Source organism: Vibrio nigripulchritudo ATCC 27043 (genome assembly GCF_000222685.1).
Taxonomy (GTDB): Bacteria; Pseudomonadota; Gammaproteobacteria; order Enterobacterales; family Vibrionaceae; genus Vibrio; species Vibrio nigripulchritudo.
Genome location: NZ_AFWJ01000004.1, coordinates 1 through 18,785 on the forward strand (window position 1 = coordinate 1; position 18,785 = coordinate 18,785).

Sequence of the window (18,785 nt, forward strand, 5' to 3'; positions counted from 1 at the left end):
GCCCGCTATGGTGCCATTCCTATTGCTACTGGCGAGCGATTGCATTCTCGATGGGATTTCAAAAAGCTGTTAGAGCATGGTGGCGTCGACATTATTCAGCCTGACGTTTGTCACTGTGGCGGTATTACCGAACTGAAAAAAATCGCCTCGATGGCAGAGGCCTATGACGTCGCACTCGCCCCTCACTGCCCACTGGGCGCAATTGCGCTTGCGTCGTCTGTTCATATTGATACCTCCTGCCAGAATGCCATCATTCAGGAACAAAGTATCGGTATGCACTACAACAAAGGAAACGATGTTCTCGATTACGTAAACAATAAAGATGTCTTTGATTTTAAAGAAGGCTACTGCCTTAACATTGAAGGACCGGGGTTAGGCATCGACATAGACGAAGACTTTATGCGCGAGCAGCATCAAAAAGCCCTTTCACAACCTAAATGGCGAAACCCACATTGGACAAATGAAGACGGCTCCTTCGCAGAGTGGTAATCCACTCCCATTCTAATTCACATTAAAAAGCAGCTTCCCCGTGTTGCTGCTTCTTTGTTTTCCACCGACCTTTCTCACCCCAAACTATTCCTTTAACGTCTGACAAACGGCGATTTTACTTGTCCCAAATCTTGTTTATCAGCACCGATGGATCGCTCCTGCTCAATTTTTGATATAAAGGCAAAAGGCATTTCAATAACACCTCTCTCCTCCCCGATCATTTCTCATCTGGTTATGAAGTAAGCAGCGCTTTATTTTGTGTGTTAATATGATAAACATATAAATATGGAGAGCGTACATGAGTAAAAATAGCTTACTGAATCGCGCAAGCTTGCTTGAAGGATCAATCAAACACCGCGGCATTCTCGGAACCGTTGTTGAACATCTTGGTGTTCGCATTGTGGGCGGTGAATGGAGTGAGAACGAAGCCGTGCCCAAAGAAGCTGCCTTAGTTGAAGAGCTGGGTGTGAGTCGCTCTGTTATCCGAGAAGCCTTTCGTATGCTTTCTGCCAAAGGGCTTATTTTTAGCCGAACTTCGGATGGGACACGCGTACAGCCCCGATCAAAATGGCGTCTGCTCGACCCGGACTTAATGGAATGGCGAATCAAGTCTGGCGAAACTCACGACCTGCTGAACGATTTGCTTAAAACCCGACTCGTCCTCGAACCGGGTATTACCTTCTCTGCCACTCAAACCGCAACGGATTCAGATCGCCAGCGAGTTACCGATGCATGGAATGCAAAAGTGGCAGTGTTTAAAGACGATAACGCACCCGAGCAGGAAAGACGAAACCGCTTTATTGAAACGGATCTGGAATTTCATCGTGCGCTAATTGCGTGCGTTCAGTCGGAACTGCTCAATCACCTGTTTCTTGTTATTGAAGCTGCCCTCGCCTTGCTCATTGATTTACAAATGAAAGGCAAAGGATACACCGACAAAATGATAGGGATGGAAGAAAGCCACGTTCTTCATCAAGACGTATACGACGCCTTTATGGCAGGAGACGCGACCGTTGCAGAGGAAGCAATGAAAGCGCTCATCAATCGTGCAATCAGTGATGCTCACGAGGGAATGAAATTGGTTAACAACTAGGGTCTGTATACCCTTAAAGGACTTACATGAACAAGGATGTATTAGGAAATGAAATCATTACCAATGTCGCCGACCGATTATTAGAGCACCCCTTTCAGGGGTGGTTCTACGGCGATTCTGTAGGGTTTGAAGGCTTACTGGCAGCGTCAGATTATCTTGGTGATAACCGATGGTCTGACTTTACCTGGGGATTTTTCCGCGGCTGGGCAACCAGACGAACCCCGTTTCAACTGGATGACAATACGGCACCAGGTCACATCATGTGCTCGATCATCGAGAGAAAGAAAGACGAAAACCTGAAACAGGCCACCATCGACTTAGCGCACCATTTGAGTGAAAGACGCAATATCGATGGCGTGCCTGTCACCTTTGAAGACACCCTTCGCTCGCTCAGACAGCCATACGGCGGCGTTCCGCTATCTGAGGAGCAACAAAAACAAATGCTCAATCCGGGGGCTGGTATCTGGCTCGACTGTATGCACTTCGATCCACCTTTCTATGCTCACCTGTCTCATATCGACCCTTCAGGCAACTGGGGAGAAAGAGCAGTTCGAGAGATACTCGGGTATCGACAATTTCTGTTTAACCCTGAACTTGGGCTTTATCGTCACTACTGGCTGGAAGACACCAAGCAATCGTACATTGATGGCTGGGGTCGTGGGCAAGGATGGGCGCTGCTGGGCTTACTGGACGTCGCTCACTACGCCTCTCATGTAGAAGGTGCAAACACGGTTAAAGAACAAGCTCAGCAATTAGCCCGTAAAATGCTGGAATTCCAGCTTCCAGATGGCAACTGGTACGCCATGATTCACGAGGAACGATCAGGTCCTGAATCTTCCACTGCTGCCTTTATGGCGACCGCTTTTTATCGTGGAATGAAAGCAGGCATTCTGGATCCAGAAACCTTTGAAAAGCCTGCCAACCTCGCATTTGAGGCGATGGTTAAAAATCTGGATAACGACGGAAACCTAATGGGTGTGTCTGCGGCAGTGATGTCTGCTTTAGTGGATGAACACTATTGGCATGTCCCTCTGAATAAAATTGTTCCTTGGGGACAAGGACCAGTGCTCACAGCGTTAGCGGAAAGAAAAGCGTATTTAGAATCCGCATAGATCAATACACGAACACAGTTTCAGTAGATGAAGCTGTGTTCGTTGTCTATTTCAAATTTTACGAACTGTATTATTCGTACATTCGTATCGTCACGCCACCATCGATCACTAGGTTTTCTCCTATCATAAACCGCGCTTCTTCAGAGGCGAGCATCGCGGCGACTGCCGCCACTTCTTCGGGCTTGCATAACCTCCCAACGGGTTGCTTGGCTTCTACCTTTGCCCGTTCTTCGTCTGGATTGTCCGATTTATTAAATTCATCCTGTGCGATTTGAGTATCGGTGTATCCGGGGGAAATGGCGTTAACAGCGATGCCTTCCCCTGCGTATTCCAGAGCCAAAGAGCGCGTCATACCCAGAAGAGCATGTTTGGCAACAGGGTATGGAAACGTTTTAGGAATGATGGAAAAAGCGTGATTAGAAATGATATTGATGATCGCCCCATTTCTTTTCTCAAGCATAAAAGGCAATACCGCCTTACAGCAATACCAGGCACCTTCAAGATCCACTTTCATGCATAAGTCCCAGTCATCCTGAGCCGTATCCAGTGGTTCTTTAAATACCGCAATACCCGCATTGTTTACCAGAACGTCCACGCTTCCAAACAATGAGTTCGTCTCTTTTACCATTGCGGATACCGAATTAGAGTCCGAAATATCCGTTGTAATACAGATCACGGGGTTCCCTGTTTTACTCTGAATGGACGCTGCACTTTCCTTGCCCAGCCTGCCATCCCGCTCTGCGATTACCACTGTTGCACCTTCACTTGAAAACCGATGTGCAATGGCTTTTCCGATCCCCCGACCGGCTCCGGTCACGATTGCTACTTTCCCTGTTAAACGCTGCATTTCTATTTTTCCTGTGCTTGATCACATCATCTTTGTCTGATAAACATATAATATTCTAAAGTACAAAAAATAACCAACCACCACAAGGAAAGAAACATGAACAAAGGAAGTTCGATCGTTGCCTTGTCTGCATTGCTGGCAGTTGCGAGCGCAAGTGCAAGTAATGGAGAAATTGTTGCCATCTACAAAAGTGGTACTCAGCAATACTTCATTGATCAAGGCAACGGATTTAAAGACGCTGCCCAGTCTCTGGGTTACTCAGCAAAAATCATTAATGTGGAACTCGACGCTAACCTCGCCATCAATGCGGTGACCGATGCGATTGCGTCTGGCGCGAAAGCCATCGCGATTACAGCGCCGGATCAGGCACTGGGTCCAGCAGTCGCTCGCGCGGCTAAAGAAGCCGGGATCCCAGTCATTGCCACCGATGATCCGCTTAAGGATGGAGATGGAAATCCGATTCCATTCGCCGGATTCGATGGCAAAGCGATGGGAACCAAAGTGGGTCAGAGAGCCGGAAAACTTTTGAAAGAATCAGGCTGGCTGGAGAAAAACGATTACGGTGTTCTGAGTGTCGAAGTACAAACAGTGTCGGTGTGTAATGACCGGACTGACGCGTCTCAAGCACAAGTGATCGCAGCGGGTGCCGATGCCAGCAAGATCTACTCTGTCGCCTATTCAGGTACTACAGACAGCAGCCTGACAGCAACGGGACCTGTTATCACCTCCCATCCAAACATCAATAAGTGGGTTGTTTTTGCCTGTAACGATGAAGGCGTACTCGGTGCAACAAATGCTCTTAAAAATGCAGGCTTTCCTGCTAAAGATGTTATCGCAGTCGGTCTTGGTGCTTATGAAGCGTGCCGCCCTTGGAAAGCCAATATCCCAAGCGGGTTCAAAGCCGCGCTTTACATCAGCGGAGTGGATGTTGGTGAAGCGGCTGCCCGCGCGTTAATTAAATCCATTGAGTCTGGTCAGCCGCTACCACTGAAAACGGTCGCGAATACCACCATAGTCGATGCCTCAAACTATCAGACATTCATGCCCTGTAATTGAGGAATCAATATGGAATCGGCAACGGTATTGTCTGTACAGGATGTCTGGAAATCTTTTCCAGGCGTCAAAGCCCTCTCTCATGTTTCGATGAAGGTCGATTCAGGGGAAGTAGTCGCCTTTATCGGTGAGAACGGAGCAGGCAAATCAACACTCCTGAAAATATTGTGCGGTGATTACCAACTGGATAAAGGTCAAGTCAGTTTAGACGGATCTGACATCAGTGCCGCAACGCCGCTTCAGTCCAGAGATGCTGGCTTTCGTCTTGTCCGTCAGGAACCGGAAATCGTGCCTTACATTTCTGCCGCTGAAAACGTGTTTATTGGTGAATACCCCCAGACTCAGGATGGCAGAGTGGATCACTCTGAAATAGTGCAAAGCACTGAGCGATTGCTGGAGAAATACGGCTTCACTGGCATGCTCGATGTTCATACCTTAGGGCATAATCTTTCCCCTGCCCAGATGCACATTGTTGAGATCCTGAGAGCCGTTAAACACGGCGCGAAAGTGGTGGCTTTTGACGAACCCACTTCGTCTTTAACCACCGAAGAATGCACCAAACTGTTTCGCCTGATTCGGACATTACAAGCTGAAGGGCTTGGGGTTATTTACGTCTCTCACCGTTTGCACGAGATCATGGAAATCGCGGATCGCATTGTGGTGTTAAAAGACGGTTTAGTCACAGGAGATGTTAACGCTTCTGAGACCAATGAAGATCAGATCGTCAGCATGATGGTCGGACGCGAACTGGTACACAGTTTTCAAAGGGAAAACGCCAGCCAGCAAGATGTCGTTTTTGAAGTGAAAAACCTGTCGAGCCACTGGCATAAAGACATCAGTTTTCAAATCAAGGCAGGCGAAATCTTAGGGTTTGCCGGTCTGGTCGGTGCAGGAAGAACAGAACTGGCAAAAGTGCTGTTTGGAGAATTCCCAAAAAACTCTGGGCAGGTCTTTGTCGCAGGGAAAGAACAGAAAATCTCATCCCCTGCTGATGCCATTAAAGCCAACATTGGATTTGCACCGGAAAACCGTAAAGCGGAGGGGCTGATCTTAGTTCGCTCCGTATTGGAAAACGCCTCTATGGCAGTGTACTCCGCTCTGGCTCGCTTTGGCATTTTACGCTACGCCAAAATGGGCGAAACCATCACCCCCTTCATTAATCAGTTAGAAATCAAAACCCCGAGTTTAGATCAGGAGGTTGGGAAGCTATCTGGAGGAAATCAGCAAAAAGTGGTTCTGGCGCGCTGGCTTGCCGCAAACCCGAAAGTGCTCATTCTTGATGAGCCCACTCGGGCGGTGGATGTGGGTGCTAAAGCAGAAATTTATCGTCTGATAGATCGACTGGCACAACAAGGCATGGCCATCATGATGATTTCATCCGAAATGCCCGAGCTGCTGTCTATGTCGGACCGCATTATCGTGATGCATGAAGGTGAAATCTCTGCCCCTATTCCCAGTCAGGAAGCCACCGAAGAGTCCATCGTTAACTTTGCCATTAGCGGTAAAGCCGTTCATTAAACATTGTGTTCAAGGAAGAGTCACATGCCCACAAATGAAGCAGCCTCGGTTTCAGTTAAAGCGCCCAGTCCGAAACCTTCTTTGCTAAAAAGAATGACCGACCTGGTTGGTGTAGAAAACCTGTCGCTGATTATTGCTCTGATCATCATGGTGGCTTTAATCACCACCCAAACCGAATACTTTTTCTCGCCCCGTAACCTGCTCAACATTGGTCAGAACATGGCGGTTGTCGGGCTTATTGCTGTCGGGATGACACTGGTGATTGTGTCCCAAGGGCTTGATATATCCGTGGGTTCTATCGCGGGTTGTGCGTCGGTTATCTGCGCCATTATTGTGACCCAAATGGGAACCGTAGCTGGGGGTGTCGCAGGAGGCATTGCGATTGGCTTGGTACTCGGGCTGGTCAATGCTGCGATTATCTCTCACCTCAAAGTGAACCCTGTTGTAGCAACTCTGGCAACGTTCTCGGCTTTTCGTGGAATCGCTTTTTTAATTGCGCCCGGTGGCAGACCTGTAGGTGTTTTGGATCAGGGGCTTGCCTATTTAGGTTCGGGAAGAGTGATGGCATTCGGTGATTTTCCCGGTATTCCCGTCGCTTTTATCATTCTGGTGATTGTGGCGCTTATGGGGCATTTCATCATGCGCTACACGGTATTTGGTCGCTCCATTTACTCCATGGGAGGCAACCCCGCCGCCGCAAGACTGGCGGGTATCAACCTGACTCGTATGCGCTTCTACATCTACGCTATTTCGGGTGCGCTTTCCGGATTAGCAGGCGTCATCGTGACGGCCAGAACAAGCTCTGGTCAACCCGCTTCCGGAACACAAGGGCTGGAGTTGGAAGCGATCACAGCCGTGTTTCTAGGTGGCGCATTACTCGCCGGAGGTAAAGGGACCGTCTTTGGCACCATGCTCGCGGTATTGCTTCTTGCCACGTTATCAAATGGCATGAATTTACTCGGTATTCCAACTTTTTATCAACTCGTGGCTAAAGGCTTATTGCTGGTTCTTGCTGTTGCTATTGGTCAGTGGCGTCTCGCCCGCTCTGAAAAACAACAATCTAAATAACGCCACCAATTTACGAACTATAGAGAGGAATTATGTCGGACCATATTTTATTCAACGTCGAAGATGGCATCGCGACGCTCACGCTCAATCGCCCGGACAAGCTCAATGCAATTACCGCCGCGATGGGGACAGAAATCGTCCAGTATGCCAAGCAGGTCGACACGAATGACGACATCAAAGTGCTGGTGATTGCGGGTCAGGGTGAACGCGCTTTTTCTGCTGGCAGTGACGTCAACATGCTTGATGATCTTGGCACAGCGTGGGAAGGACGAAACCGCGCCAATTACGACCGTGATTACATCGCCCCACTTCTGCATTTGCGCAAGCCTGCAATTGCAGCCATTGATGGCTATTGCTTAGGAGGCGGACTGGAAGTTGCGATTTGCTGTGACATTCGAATCGCGACACCACGTTCCCGATTTGGTGCTCCTGAAATACAGCGAGGCTGGCACGCAGGGAGCGGTAACACTTCTATTCTCCCTCGTCTGGTTGGGTTTGGAAACGCGGCCATGTGGATCCTTACGGGCGAGCTAATGAGCGCAGAAGAATCTCATCGGGTTGGCTTTGTTCAGAAAATCGTTTCGGAAGATGACCTGATGCCGGAAGCAAAACGTCTTGCAAAACGCATCGCGCAGAACCCGCCGATCGCGGTTCAGTCGGCTAAAAATGTGATTCGCCAGAGTCAGGGAACCTCGATTGAGCAAGGTTTATCGTGGGAAAACGACGGCTATACGCTGTGCATGATGACGGACGATGCCGCAGAAGGGATTGCAGCATTTGGCGAGAAAAGAGAACCGGTGTTTAAGGGGCGATAAATGGAAAATTCCAAATCAAATAAAGGTCCATTACAGGGAATAAAAGTACTGGATCTAACGATTGCGATGGCCGGTCCCCTGTGTACTCAGCGCTTAGGAGAAATGGGCGCAGATATTATTAAGATTGAAGCACCGGGCGGCGGAGATTTTTCCCGCCACGCCCCAATGGCCGATGTCACCAAGTTTGGTGACGCCACCTGCTATGTCACTTTGAACCAAAACAAACGCTCGCTGGTGATGGATCTTAAGTCTGAGGAAGGTAGAAATGCATTGTACCGTCTGGTGAAGCAAGCAGACGTGCTGGTTCAAAACTTTCGCCCTAGAGTAGCGAAAAAGCTGGGTATCGACTTCGAATCGCTTTCGGCGATCAATCCGTCTCTGGTGGTCGGTTCAATCAGTGGTTATGGCAGTGAAGGTCCTATGAAAGATCGCCCCGGTCAGGACTTATTGTTGCAGGCGTTTACTGGTTTAACCATGCACGGTGGTCGGGAAGACGGTTTGCCCATGCCCTCACCTCTTTACATGGTGGATGTCACGGCGTCTCACATGCTGTGTGAAGGTGTGCTAGCTGCTCTGATTGCCAGAAGCCGAACTCAGGTTGGCGAAGAAGTGTCTGTCACCATGATGGGTGCCATTATGGAAATGCAATGTCAGGAGATCGCCACATGGTTTGCCTCCGACACACCTCCCAAACGAAGCAAAGCGCCTCACGTGTCGATATATCAGGAACCGCCCTATGGGATCTACCAATGTCAGTCTGGGTACTTTGCCATTGCGCAGGCAGACTTGTCGGTGCTCGCGCAGGCACTGGAAAAACCTGAATTAGAAACTCTGAAATCTCAACGCCCATCGCAAAGTGATATTGACGATATGTGTGAGTGGCGCGACCAAATCTATTTCCTTGTCGCCGACACGCTCAAAACACGTTCAGCACAGGATTGGGATCAACTGCTGACTCCTCTGGGCGTCTGGTGCAACGTGGTGAATTCCTATCAGGAGTTTTTGTCTCACCCGCAAGCGGCACCTCATATCACCACAATCGAGCACCCCATCGGTGGGAAATACAAAGCGGTTTCACCAGCAATCAGGTTTGGGGAGAAGTCGCGTAGCGATCTCACTCATGCTCCTCTGTATGGCGAACATTCTGTTGAGGTACTCACCGAATTCGGTTTTAGCAAAGAAGAAACACAAATACTTTTAGAACAGCAGGTTATTCACGCAAATAAATAACCCACACAATAAAAATACAAGTGAGAGATAAAACAACAACGTCGAGGCTAGGTTTTACGGCTCCAGAAGGAAGGAGCATTGACTATACATGGAGATAGACCAATGAAACGACAGATACAGCAATTCTTACTCGTGCTTCTGCTTTGTGTGGTGGGCACCACTGCACATGCAGCCAAAGAGACGTACAAACTCAAGTTCCAATCCAGCGATAACTCTGGAAACCCTAACTTCCTGCTTAAAAAAGAATGGGCAGAACGCGTTGCTCAGATGACCAATAACCGAGTAATGATTGAAGTGTTATCCGTAGGTTCTGTGGTGAAGCACACCGAAACCATCGATGCAATCAGCGCAGGCATCCTTGATGGTCATATTACGGCTACAGGTTATTTTTCAGGAAAAGATCCAGCGTTCGGGCTTTTGGGTAACCCCGTAGGTGCATGGTCAGACCCAAGCGAGATGTTGCTCTTCATTGAGCATGGCGGCGGCAAGGAACTTTATCAGGAACTGCTAGCGCCTTACGGGCTTCACTTTATTGGTGCTTCCGCTACAGGTCTTGAAGCTTTTGTTTCAAAGAAACCACTTGATTCAGTAGCAGATCTCAAGGGCTTGAAGTTGCGCGCGCCAGAAGGTTTAGTGCAGACGATCTTCACCGCGGCTGGTGCAATCCCTGTGAATTTACCCGGTTCGGAAGTGTTTACCGCTCTCGATAAAGGCGTTATTGATGCAGCTGACTACACGGTGTTTTCAACCAACCACCAGCAAGGCATGCACGACATCGCCCCTCACCCCGTTTATCCGGGCTTCCACTCTCTTCCAGTCTTAGAGGTTTCAATCAACAAAGAAACCTGGGACAGCATGCCTGCCGATCTGCAAACCATTCTTGATGTTTCGGTTCGCGATTTTGCCCGCCAGATGGTTTCTCGCCTGAAAATGGCGGATCAGAAAGCGGTGGCAGAAGTATTAGCCGGTGGAAAAATTACGATTCACGACTGGTCGGCAACAGAGCGTAATAAGTTCAGATCCATTGCCAAAAATGAGTGGGAGAAGTACGCCAAAAAGTCGCCTAATGCTCAAAAAGTCTATAAAGCGATAACCAAGTTTTTGGCAGACAACGGCATGCTTTAGCTAAACCGTTAACCGTCCAACACCACGGCTGTGCTGTTTTGCGCAGCCTATTAAGCCAAGGAAGGTTTTATGGATTTAAGTGAACAGCAAGAACCTTTGAACTACCTGGACAGGCTGGTTGTAAAAGTCGGTCACACCATCAGTTTTCTATTTCTGGTTAGTGCTCTCGTTATATTTTACGAAGTCATTCAGCGGTATGTGTTCGACAGCCCCACTTTCTGGGTGCACGAAACCACGGTGATGATCGGCGCGTTGTTGTTTGTGTACGGAGGCAGTCACTGCGTCGCAAAAGATAAGCACATTCGTGTCGTCATCATCTATGACGCCGTTTCTCCCAAAGTCCGACGCTGGCTCGATGTCATTATTTATGCGATGTGCTGCGTTTCTACCGGGATGTTAGCCTGGGCAGCCTGGCAAGTGCTTCTTCGTGCTGTGTTTGCTCCCAATGGCGACATTAGATTTGAAACGACAGGCAGTGCGTGGGATCCCGCTTTTCCTGCTTTCATCAAAATCACTCTGTTTCTCATTCTTTGCCTGATGTTCATTCAATTTGTTTTCCGATTAATCAACAAACTGACTCGGGGGTCGCATGTTTGAACTCTCTGCCATCGGTATTGAATGGGGCAGCCTGTTATTACTTGGCATGCTGCTCGTGCTGTTGCTTCTTGGCATGCCATTGAGTTTCGTGACCAGTTTTGTCGCCATGTTCTTTCTGCTGTTCTGGATTGGACCAAAAGCCACACCACTGCTCGCCAGCCGGATCTACGCCTTTATATCCTCCTACGTCTTTATTGCCGTGCCCATGTTTGTCTTGATGGCGGCGATACTTGATCGATCGTCTATCGCAACCGATCTGTTTAACGCCATGAGGTTAGTTTCAGGCCGCCTGCGAGGTGGTGTCGCCATCCAGACACTACTGGTTGCCGTGTTACTGGCCGCCATGTCTGGCATTATTGGGGGTGAAATCGTATTACTCGGCTTGCTCGCACTACCGCAAATGCTGAAGCAAAAATACGATCCAAACCTAGCGATAGGAACCGTCGTTGCTGGTGGCGCATTAGGCTCCATGGTGCCGCCATCCATTGTGCTGATTATTTATGGATTGATTGCCAACGTTTCGATCAGCGATCTCTTTACCTCTTCATTTGTTCCTGGGTTCATGCTGGCGTCCATGTATGTAGCGTATGTTCTGGTGCGCGCTTACAGCAACCCTTCGGTTGCACCTATCGCCTCTGATCAGGAGCTCGACGCACCATTAAGAGAGAAACTGGTCGCTTTCAAAGGCGTGATTCTTCCGGTTCTCGTCGCCTTTATGGTCTTGGGTTCTATCTACTCTGGTATCGCATCAGTAACAGAAGCCTCTGGTTTGGGCGTTATCGGGATCCTGATTTCTACCTGGGTGCGTAAAGAGCTCACATTCCAACTCATTAAAGAAAGCACGATACGAACGCTCGAAACCGTAGGGATGATCATCTGGATTGGTATCGGAGCGTCCATTCTGGTTGGGGTTTACAACCTGATGGGTGGGATTCGGTTTATTGAATCGCTCATTCTTTCATTTGGTGATGGCGAACCGATTTACATCCTGTTCTTGATGATGGGTATCTTGTTCATTCTGGGTATGTTTCTGGACTGGGTAGGCATCGCCTTACTGACCCTCCCTATTTTTGTGCCGATCATCAATCAAATCGGTTACGACCCAATCTGGTTTGGGGTGGTGTTCTCACTCAACATGCAGCTTTCTTTTCTTACGCCTCCTTTTGGTCCTGCCGCCTTTTACCTGAAGTCGGTCGCACCTCCTGAAATATCACTAGGGATGATTTTCAAAGCCGTGGTTCCTTTTATCGCGCTGCAAATTGTCGCTCTGGTTTTACTGATCGTATTCCCCGAATTAGCACTTTGGTGGCGGTCATGAGTTTTTCTACCATTTCTAATCAACAGAGAGGTAACCTCTATGCTGAATTTTCAAAAAACCATTGGTGACCGCTGCGATCTAGCAGAGGGATGCTGCTGGTGCGATAAAACAGAGTCCTTTTTCTGGATAGACGTGACTCGATCTTTGCTGTTTCAATATAAACTGTATGAAGAAGAACTGGTTACCTTCCCCACACCTGCGCCACCTGTTAACACCTTGCCTTCCGAAGATCCCGACAAGTTACTGGTCACCCTATACGACGGCTTGTATCTGCTCGATTTAAAGCAGCGCGAATGGGTACTTTGGACTGAAATTGATTCTGATCCGTTAAATCGGATGAATGATGGCGGTGTCGACAGAAATGGCAATATCTGGCTGGGTTCGATGCAGAAAAACATCGCCGATGATGGCAGCCCTCTTGATATTGGTGCAAACGGCAACTTCTTCTCTATGGTGAACAGACACACCATTCGCAATCATCAGACGCACATTGGCGTATTCAATATGATGGTGTTTTCACCCGATGATAAATGGCTGTATTTTGCTGATTCAATGAAGAGTGAAATCTATCGTTCTCCTTTCCATGCGCAAACAAGCTCGATCGGATCACCTGAAGTGTTTTCTAAACTTGGCGACAGTTATGGAGTGCCGGACGGCGCTGCCATGGATAGCGAAGGACATATCTGGAGCGCCAGATGGGACGGGGCAGGCATTGCAAGATTGACCCATTCTGGCGAGTTAGAGACGCTGTACAAGGTCAACACGTCTCGCCCAACCAATGTGTGCTTTGGAGGGAGAGATATGAAAACCCTGTTGGTTACGACTGCCGCTTATATGTTGGAGGGTGACGAGCGAGCGGGAGAAATTCAGCTTTATCACAGTGACGTCGCAGGCTTGCCTACCTATCGGGCGAACATTCCAAACTGGTCCCGATTACAGAGAGTCTGAGATGAATAAGAAAAACCCTCAAAATACAGACTTCCGCGCATTGGCGTGGGAGTTTGGCACTATTAGTGTGCAGTCTATGGGTGCCATGATCGGACCAAGCGCTTTCATTCTACCCAATGGGAAACAGGTCAACCCTTTCTACATCGCGCCCTGGCATGGCGAAGAAGTCGGAGATGAAGTGGATAACCTCACCAGACATTTAAGAGGTGAATGGCCATGCGTACCTTTTGGTTATCCAATGCCAACTGGACACTTTCCCAAAACGTGGCGTGATATTTTGGACGAGAACGAATCGATAGATTTTGTTCATGGCTATGGCTCGCATCACAACTGGACTTTCGAGCCATCAGAAGGCAACGAAATTTCCATGTACATAGACTACCCCAGCGACCATGATATCGCCCGGCTGACCCGTACTATACGCCCCGATCCTAACGCTCCCGCGGTGGATCTTCGTCTTGGCATTCAAGCCAGACGCCCTACTTGCCAGCCTGTGTCGTTGCATACATGCTTAAGGTTGCCCAACCAACCTCAAGGAGCAAGAATTGCCCCCGGAAAATTCACCAGGGGACACACACATCCATCTATCGTATTGCCAGGCTCTCAGCAATTTCAGCCAGACAAAATCTTTCTGTCTCTTGAGGAAGTGCCTCATATTCTGGGTGGAAATATTGATGCCTCCCGCGTTCCATTTAAAGAGAACATAGAGGAAGTGATGCAACTGGAGAGGACAGATGGTAAAGCCGCATTACACCATATTGAAGAAGACTGGATGGTGACCTTGGATTGGGACTCTGACGTACTGCCAGATCTGTTACTTTGGTATTCAAACCGAGGGTTTAAAGCGGAGCCGTGGAATGGGCGTAATGTCTGTTTAGGAATGGAACCAGTTTGCTCACCTTTTGGCTTGTCTCCGAATACCGCTCAAATCGCTAACCCTTACCAGCAAAAAGCATCACCAACTTGCGTTTCTTTGAGTCCAGACTCCACGCTTTTCATCGACTATCGTATTGAAGTTAAACCACTCGAAAAGCTCAAACTATAAATGATTCGCATTCTCCAGCCACTCCAAACTCAATGCTAACCTCAAGATTTCATTGATAATATTACCAGTTGGGCAAATATGCCCGATTGGTGTAAATGACGTATTTCTAGATTTCAATATTCCCCATCTTTGGTGCAAATTTTATATTAAGGGAATATGAAACGGTAAAATATGCAACTGAGTTCTGCTAGCTTTCGCACTTGATTAAACCAACCCACCTCAACGTTGTTTTTATGAAAGATAGTTTTACCACGTGCCTCCGCTAAACAAGGACAAGCAAGAGGTTATCTTTCTATGAGGTGAACTTTGTATTTGACTTAAATTGAGTGGAAATCAATCAAATATGGAAGCTTCAATCCATCTTCGCAAGCTGTCGGCAAAAAGCGATCATGTAGCTTTGCCCTGGATTCATCAGTTCGAACTTATCTCAAAACAATATCCTGACAATAAAGCCATTTTAAACCCAGCAGGAGAAAGCTACAGCTACCGGGAACTCGATTCAAAAGCGAACCGGCTAGCAAATTACCTTCGTGAAGAGCTAGGTCGCCTTTCACCAGGTCACCGTAAACATGTGATTGCCCTGTGTACATCACGCACCAACATAGAAGTTGCCACCGTTTTTGTGGCAGTTTTAAAACTGGGGGCTGCCATCCATCTGGTGGAACCCAAACTAGGGGCAGAAGTAAACACCAAACGGCTGCATAAAATTGCACCCGATATCATTCTTCTGGACGATGAAAACGCCAACCTAAGCTCGTATTTCTCTAGTTTTAAAACGCTATTGCTTAGTGAGCATGAGTCTGAGATGTCTCAAACTTCCGACGAATCGGTATCGGCTGTTGGTGCAAGGCACGACGCCTGCGTGTTCTGCAGCTCTGGTACCACGGGGGAGCCAAAAGTCATCTCGATGCCAATGCTCCCTCTTTCAAACCTGACTCGCACGGGTAACGAAGAGCTAAAACTCAACCACGAAGCCCGAATCATACAACTGGCTCGACGCAACTTTGATGCGGTAGTGCATGAGTTGGCGATTGCGCTGGGTAACGGAGCCTGTCTGGTTCTGATCGATGAGCAGACAATGTTCTGTCATATGGGTTTTATCGACTTTATCCATGACTTCAATATCACCCATATCACGATTACCCCATCCCACGTCAGCCACCTCCTTCAGACTCATGAGGGCAATCCAAACCCCATTTTTGCTCCCGTTAATACTATTATGCTGGTCGGCGAGGCGTTCAGCGACGATCTTCCGCATAGGCTGGCTAAAGCGGGCGTCTCTCGCATTGTAAATGGCTACGGCCCATCAGAAGCAGGGATCTGGGTGATGAGTGCGGTTCTTTATGATGAAAGCGTTTCTAGCGAAGTCATCCCCACCCACTTGGGCAAGCCGATTCGCGGTGTAGACGCCAGAGTCATGCACTTCGATGAAAACACTCAACACTGGCATCTTTGCCAGCAGGGAGAGAAAGGCGAATTATTGGTGAGTAACCGCCTTCAGAACGTCTACAAAGATCAGAAAAACAACCAGTCGCGATACATTTACATTCCGGATCCGGTAACAGATAACATCGAGTGCTTCTACCGGACTGGCGATATTGTAGAGATAACTCCTAACGGCGAACTGGTATTTGTGGGCAGGCAAGATAACCAGATCAAACTTTCTGGACAATTGGTAGTGACTGACGAAGTTGCCAATCAACTTAAGGATGCGAGTACTGTTCTCTTTGGTGACCGAGCCATTGATATTTACATTGCTGTAGAAAGAAACTCCAAAGGAACACCCACATCTCTGACGGCATATCACACCGCGCACGATCCGGAAGACGCCAACGACATTGCCTGTCAGTTAAGTGACTACTTGGTTAGCCAGATACCGCCTTACATGCATCCAAAACGCTATGCTTGGATGGAGAGCTTCCCCATTAAAAGTTGGAGGTAAACTGGATACGCAAGCTGTTATCAGTCACGCTCAAGATTCAAAAATCGCGCTGGAACCACAAACCCTCCCTGAGACCATCACGCAGTTGGGTATCGCCAGTATCTGGCAGCATGTTCTTTCTATTAGTGACCAGATTTATCTTGAACACAGCTTTACGGACTTGGGCGGAACCTCTTTGCAAACACTGTCGATGCTGTCTGAGGTTAACCGGGAGTTCAATACGAAAATTAAAGCCGATACCCTGATGAATAAGGATACGCTTGCTGATTTGGCTAATGCTGTAGAGCAGGCAGTTCGCAATCCTGACACAGGGAAAATTGTCCCACCTGAAGCGGTCAATTCGCTCATTGAAATGCAAACAAGCACGAGCGACCACTATCTATTCCTCGTTCACCCAGGTGATGGTCACGTTCAGGTGTATCACAAGCTGGTGGGTCTGATTTCTGAAAATGTAAACGTATATGGGTTAAGGGCTCCGGGCGCGGAATCGGACGAAGAGATCGCCCGATTAAGTGTCAATGAATACGCTCAGCGTTACGCCGACTTGATCGTTGAACAGCAGCCAGAAGGTGATATTTCTATTCTGGGTTACTGTGCTGGCGCCCCGATTTCGATTGAAATTGCTCGCATCCTTGAAAGCTATGGCAGGAAAGTCGGTACGCTTGCACTGGTTGATCTCCCTAACGGCTACCACAAGAGAGAAAACACAGATATCGCTCAGGGGTTAACAACCTTCTTCCACCAGATGTACGGATTGAACACCAGCGCTGAGGAACTTCGAAATCACAGCATGAACCCTGAAGACCAGTTTGAGCTGCTGTTTGATCAAGCAGTAACGGCGAGGTTGGTAGAAGCTGATGACCACCAGCGTCTGCGCGATGCTCTTAATGGTGTGATGTACGAGCCGGAACAAGAAGATCCCGTCGAGACAATGCACCTTTTCTTTAAATACGCCTTTAAGCTGGACGTGGATATTGAAAAGCTAGCACAGCACGAAACAGACCTAGAGAGGCTAAATTACGTAGTTGGTGAGGGTCAGAAACTCAACCTGTTCCCACCAGCTCTAACTGCGGATTATTTTGCCCGTCTGCTCGCGATGGAAAACACCACTAAAGATGCGGTTCATGGTTATGTTCCTGAGCCCCTAAGCATCCAAGGCAATATTCTTTACCTGCACGCCAGCCCAAGTATTGAAAACCCTATGGCCTGGTACCCTAACCCGGCGACCTGGCATGACGAGCTGCCCGGGATGGAAGTCCTGAATCTGAAAGGTGATCATTACTCAATCGTGCGCGAAGAAGAGGATATGAGAGATCTGTTAAAGCAAGTTTCAGAGCATCTGGACTTTGAATTGAGCTAGCTAACCTGAACTCTGGATAACTTGAGCTCTACAAAATGAAAGACGATGGATAACCCATCGTCTTTTTTACCTCTATTGAAATCGTCAAGGTTCCTCGATTCGCTGATTACAGTATTCTCGCAACTATTCCCTGAAAATTTAGACCTTCTTGAGCAGAACCAGAACAGATAACGCCCTCATACAAATGTATTTTGCCCACGTACTCCGTGCCATCCCATTCTTGCACTTTTAGTACCTCTATTCTTATTTAAGTCTTCTTTATGTCTCTATTCCAGTCTAAATACGGTATTTTGCTGTTTCATTTATGTATATCTATGAAACTTAAAGATTTTGCTGCGATCAAAATCAAACACTGGTTAATAATGATTTACACATAAATGTAATCGATTGCATTATTACACCCGACCTCACACCTTTGCTTGCTGCGCTGGGGTTAAGGAGCCTTTTTAGGCTCCTTTTTTGCGTTTATCGATAAAAATATTTGTGTGACAAAAATCATCGAAAATCAACCAAGATTTATTAATCACCTCTAACAACGGATGAACTCGTTTTTCTGGATAGCTACGCACTTGAAAAGTGCCAGTGAAATGGATCTATTCACCGAAAGGTTTATTGAAAGCTAACAGGATATATTTAGTTATAGTGCATTACGATATAGATAAGTGCTTTAAATTCATGAAAATCCACTTACTCGGAGACATGGATACGGATATACATTTCAGGAACTTTATATTTGAAGCGCATACCTTTCTTGAGACCCTTCTTGCCTACTTTGCAGATCTTTTTGTCTCCCGCATAACGTATGCGTTTAATATAGGCATACTTTCCCTTATGCTCCATTTCAATCATATAGTTACAGTATCCCTGCAAGGGCTTTCTATAACGTTTGATTGATCTCTCGACTCGTTTTTTGATTTTCTCGGCAACTTTGTTGGTATGTGAATCATCGGCAATCGCCACACCACTAATACCACTGAACATAAAAGCAATAAGTAAGGCTCTAAGGATCATGCTTCCCCCTTTCACTGCAGAGAAACTTACGCTTTTCGAAGCTATTGACCTAACTCACAAAAGTCGAATTACGATCCGCTTCGTGTTGTTAGCCTGGGACTTGCAAAGGTTATATAAAAGATTTGAACCAAGCTGATGAGTATCACCAACTTGGCATTGTGATTATGCGGACTTTTTAGAAGAGTCGTTTTTGAATCCTTGGTGAGGGAACACA

17 protein-coding genes are annotated in these 18,785 nt (G+C 47.7%); 15 read left to right on the plus strand and 2 right to left on the minus strand.

The window, feature by feature from the left end:
- The 3 genes from RH89_RS01495 to RH89_RS01505 form a co-directional block, all read left to right on the plus strand.
- Window positions 1–489: enolase C-terminal domain-like protein (locus RH89_RS01495; RefSeq protein ID WP_004398168.1), on the plus strand; the 489-nt coding region annotated here is incomplete at its 5' end.
- A 298-nt stretch (window positions 490–787) separates the two neighbouring features.
- Window positions 788–1,582: a FadR/GntR family transcriptional regulator gene (locus RH89_RS01500; protein WP_004398172.1), complete on the plus strand. Its 795-nt coding sequence runs from the start codon at window positions 788–790 to the stop codon at window positions 1,580–1,582.
- 26 nt (window positions 1,583–1,608) lie between these two features.
- Complete coding sequence (locus RH89_RS01505) at window positions 1,609–2,694, plus strand: glycoside hydrolase family 88 protein (RefSeq protein WP_004398173.1); 1,086 nt, start codon at window positions 1,609–1,611, stop codon at window positions 2,692–2,694.
- A gap of 70 nt (window positions 2,695–2,764) precedes the next feature.
- Here the strand turns inward: RH89_RS01505 and RH89_RS01510 are convergent, their stop codons facing one another.
- Window positions 2,765–3,541 carry an SDR family oxidoreductase gene (locus RH89_RS01510; RefSeq protein ID WP_004398174.1) on the minus strand — a complete coding sequence of 259 codons (777 nt, stop codon included), beginning with the start codon at window positions 3,539–3,541 and terminating at the stop codon, window positions 2,765–2,767.
- Window positions 3,542–3,637: 96 nt separating this feature from the next.
- Here RH89_RS01510 and RH89_RS01515 point away from each other — a divergent pair, with 96 nt between their 5' ends.
- From RH89_RS01515 to RH89_RS01570, 12 genes are all read left to right on the plus strand, one after another.
- Entirely contained in the window at window positions 3,638–4,597 is a 960-nt protein-coding gene (locus tag RH89_RS01515; protein ID WP_004398175.1) for an arabinose ABC transporter substrate-binding protein, read from the plus strand.
- A gap of 9 nt (window positions 4,598–4,606) precedes the next feature.
- Window positions 4,607–6,112 (plus strand): sugar ABC transporter ATP-binding protein, encoded by a 1,506-nt coding sequence (locus tag RH89_RS01520; RefSeq protein WP_004398176.1) that lies wholly within the window; start codon window positions 4,607–4,609, stop codon window positions 6,110–6,112.
- A gap of 24 nt (window positions 6,113–6,136) precedes the next feature.
- Window positions 6,137–7,180, plus strand: a complete 1,044-nt coding sequence (locus RH89_RS01525; protein ID WP_004398179.1) for an ABC transporter permease — start codon at window positions 6,137–6,139, stop codon at window positions 7,178–7,180.
- 32 nt (window positions 7,181–7,212) lie between these two features.
- Complete coding sequence (locus RH89_RS01530; protein ID WP_004398186.1) at window positions 7,213–7,995, plus strand: enoyl-CoA hydratase/isomerase family protein; 783 nt, start codon at window positions 7,213–7,215, stop codon at window positions 7,993–7,995.
- Window positions 7,996–9,225 carry a CaiB/BaiF CoA transferase family protein gene (locus tag RH89_RS01535; RefSeq protein WP_004398188.1) on the plus strand — a complete coding sequence of 410 codons (1,230 nt, stop codon included), beginning with the start codon at window positions 7,996–7,998 and terminating at the stop codon, window positions 9,223–9,225.
- Between the two features lie 102 nt (window positions 9,226–9,327).
- The gene (locus RH89_RS01540; RefSeq protein ID WP_004398190.1) at window positions 9,328–10,350 is read left to right on the plus strand and encodes a TRAP transporter substrate-binding protein; all 1,023 of its coding nucleotides are present in this window, start codon (window positions 9,328–9,330) and stop codon (window positions 10,348–10,350) included.
- Between the two features lie 69 nt (window positions 10,351–10,419).
- On the plus strand, window positions 10,420–10,947 hold the full coding sequence (locus tag RH89_RS01545; protein ID WP_004398192.1) for a TRAP transporter small permease subunit: 528 nt from the start codon (window positions 10,420–10,422) through the stop codon (window positions 10,945–10,947).
- Entirely contained in the window at window positions 10,940–12,265 is a 1,326-nt protein-coding gene (locus tag RH89_RS01550; RefSeq protein WP_004398194.1) for a TRAP transporter large permease, read from the plus strand. Before RH89_RS01545 ends, RH89_RS01550 begins: the two co-directional genes overlap by 8 nt.
- A gap of 39 nt (window positions 12,266–12,304) precedes the next feature.
- Complete coding sequence (locus RH89_RS01555) at window positions 12,305–13,213, plus strand: SMP-30/gluconolactonase/LRE family protein (RefSeq protein ID WP_004398196.1); 909 nt, start codon at window positions 12,305–12,307, stop codon at window positions 13,211–13,213.
- 1 nt (window position 13,214) lies between these two features.
- Window positions 13,215–14,258 (plus strand): hypothetical protein, encoded by a 1,044-nt coding sequence (locus tag RH89_RS01560; RefSeq protein WP_004398200.1) that lies wholly within the window; start codon window positions 13,215–13,217, stop codon window positions 14,256–14,258.
- Window positions 14,259–14,601: 343 nt separating this feature from the next.
- Complete coding sequence (locus RH89_RS01565) at window positions 14,602–16,200, plus strand: AMP-binding protein (protein ID WP_004398202.1); 1,599 nt, start codon at window positions 14,602–14,604, stop codon at window positions 16,198–16,200.
- The gene (locus RH89_RS01570) at window positions 16,160–17,560 is read left to right on the plus strand and encodes a thioesterase domain-containing protein (protein ID WP_004398204.1); all 1,401 of its coding nucleotides are present in this window, start codon (window positions 16,160–16,162) and stop codon (window positions 17,558–17,560) included. The genes RH89_RS01565 and RH89_RS01570 overlap by 41 nt, the downstream gene beginning before the upstream one ends.
- Before the next feature lie 687 nt (window positions 17,561–18,247).
- Here RH89_RS01570 and RH89_RS01575 read toward each other — a convergent pair.
- The gene (locus tag RH89_RS01575) at window positions 18,248–18,571 is read right to left on the minus strand and encodes a hypothetical protein (protein WP_004398205.1); all 324 of its coding nucleotides are present in this window, start codon (window positions 18,569–18,571) and stop codon (window positions 18,248–18,250) included.
- Window positions 18,572–18,785: the final 214 nt, after the last annotated feature.

Excerpts from the sequence above, each read along its gene's own strand:
- RH89_RS01515 (WP_004398175.1), top strand. The coding sequence starts at position 3,638 with ATGAACAAAGGAAGTTCGATCGTTGCCTTGTCTGCATTGCTGGCAGTT.
- RH89_RS01575 (WP_004398205.1), bottom strand. The coding sequence starts at position 18,571 with ATGATCCTTAGAGCCTTACTTATTGCTTTTATGTTCAGTGGTATTAGT.
- RH89_RS01570 (WP_004398204.1), top strand. The coding sequence starts at position 16,160 with ATGCTTGGATGGAGAGCTTCCCCATTAAAAGTTGGAGGTAAACTGGAT.
- RH89_RS01565 (WP_004398202.1), top strand. The coding sequence starts at position 14,602 with ATGGAAGCTTCAATCCATCTTCGCAAGCTGTCGGCAAAAAGCGATCAT.
- RH89_RS01560 (WP_004398200.1), top strand. The coding sequence starts at position 13,215 with ATGAATAAGAAAAACCCTCAAAATACAGACTTCCGCGCATTGGCGTGG.
- RH89_RS01550 (WP_004398194.1), top strand. The coding sequence starts at position 10,940 with ATGTTTGAACTCTCTGCCATCGGTATTGAATGGGGCAGCCTGTTATTA.
- RH89_RS01535 (WP_004398188.1), top strand. The coding sequence starts at position 7,996 with ATGGAAAATTCCAAATCAAATAAAGGTCCATTACAGGGAATAAAAGTA.
- RH89_RS01510 (WP_004398174.1), bottom strand. The coding sequence starts at position 3,541 with ATGCAGCGTTTAACAGGGAAAGTAGCAATCGTGACCGGAGCCGGTCGG.
- RH89_RS01500 (WP_004398172.1), top strand. The coding sequence starts at position 788 with ATGAGTAAAAATAGCTTACTGAATCGCGCAAGCTTGCTTGAAGGATCA.
- RH89_RS01525 (WP_004398179.1), top strand. The coding sequence starts at position 6,137 with ATGCCCACAAATGAAGCAGCCTCGGTTTCAGTTAAAGCGCCCAGTCCG.
- RH89_RS01520 (WP_004398176.1), top strand. The coding sequence starts at position 4,607 with ATGGAATCGGCAACGGTATTGTCTGTACAGGATGTCTGGAAATCTTTT.
- RH89_RS01555 (WP_004398196.1), top strand. The coding sequence starts at position 12,305 with ATGCTGAATTTTCAAAAAACCATTGGTGACCGCTGCGATCTAGCAGAG.
- RH89_RS01545 (WP_004398192.1), top strand. The coding sequence starts at position 10,420 with ATGGATTTAAGTGAACAGCAAGAACCTTTGAACTACCTGGACAGGCTG.
- RH89_RS01530 (WP_004398186.1), top strand. The coding sequence starts at position 7,213 with ATGTCGGACCATATTTTATTCAACGTCGAAGATGGCATCGCGACGCTC.
- RH89_RS01540 (WP_004398190.1), top strand. The coding sequence starts at position 9,328 with ATGAAACGACAGATACAGCAATTCTTACTCGTGCTTCTGCTTTGTGTG.
- RH89_RS01505 (WP_004398173.1), top strand. The coding sequence starts at position 1,609 with ATGAACAAGGATGTATTAGGAAATGAAATCATTACCAATGTCGCCGAC.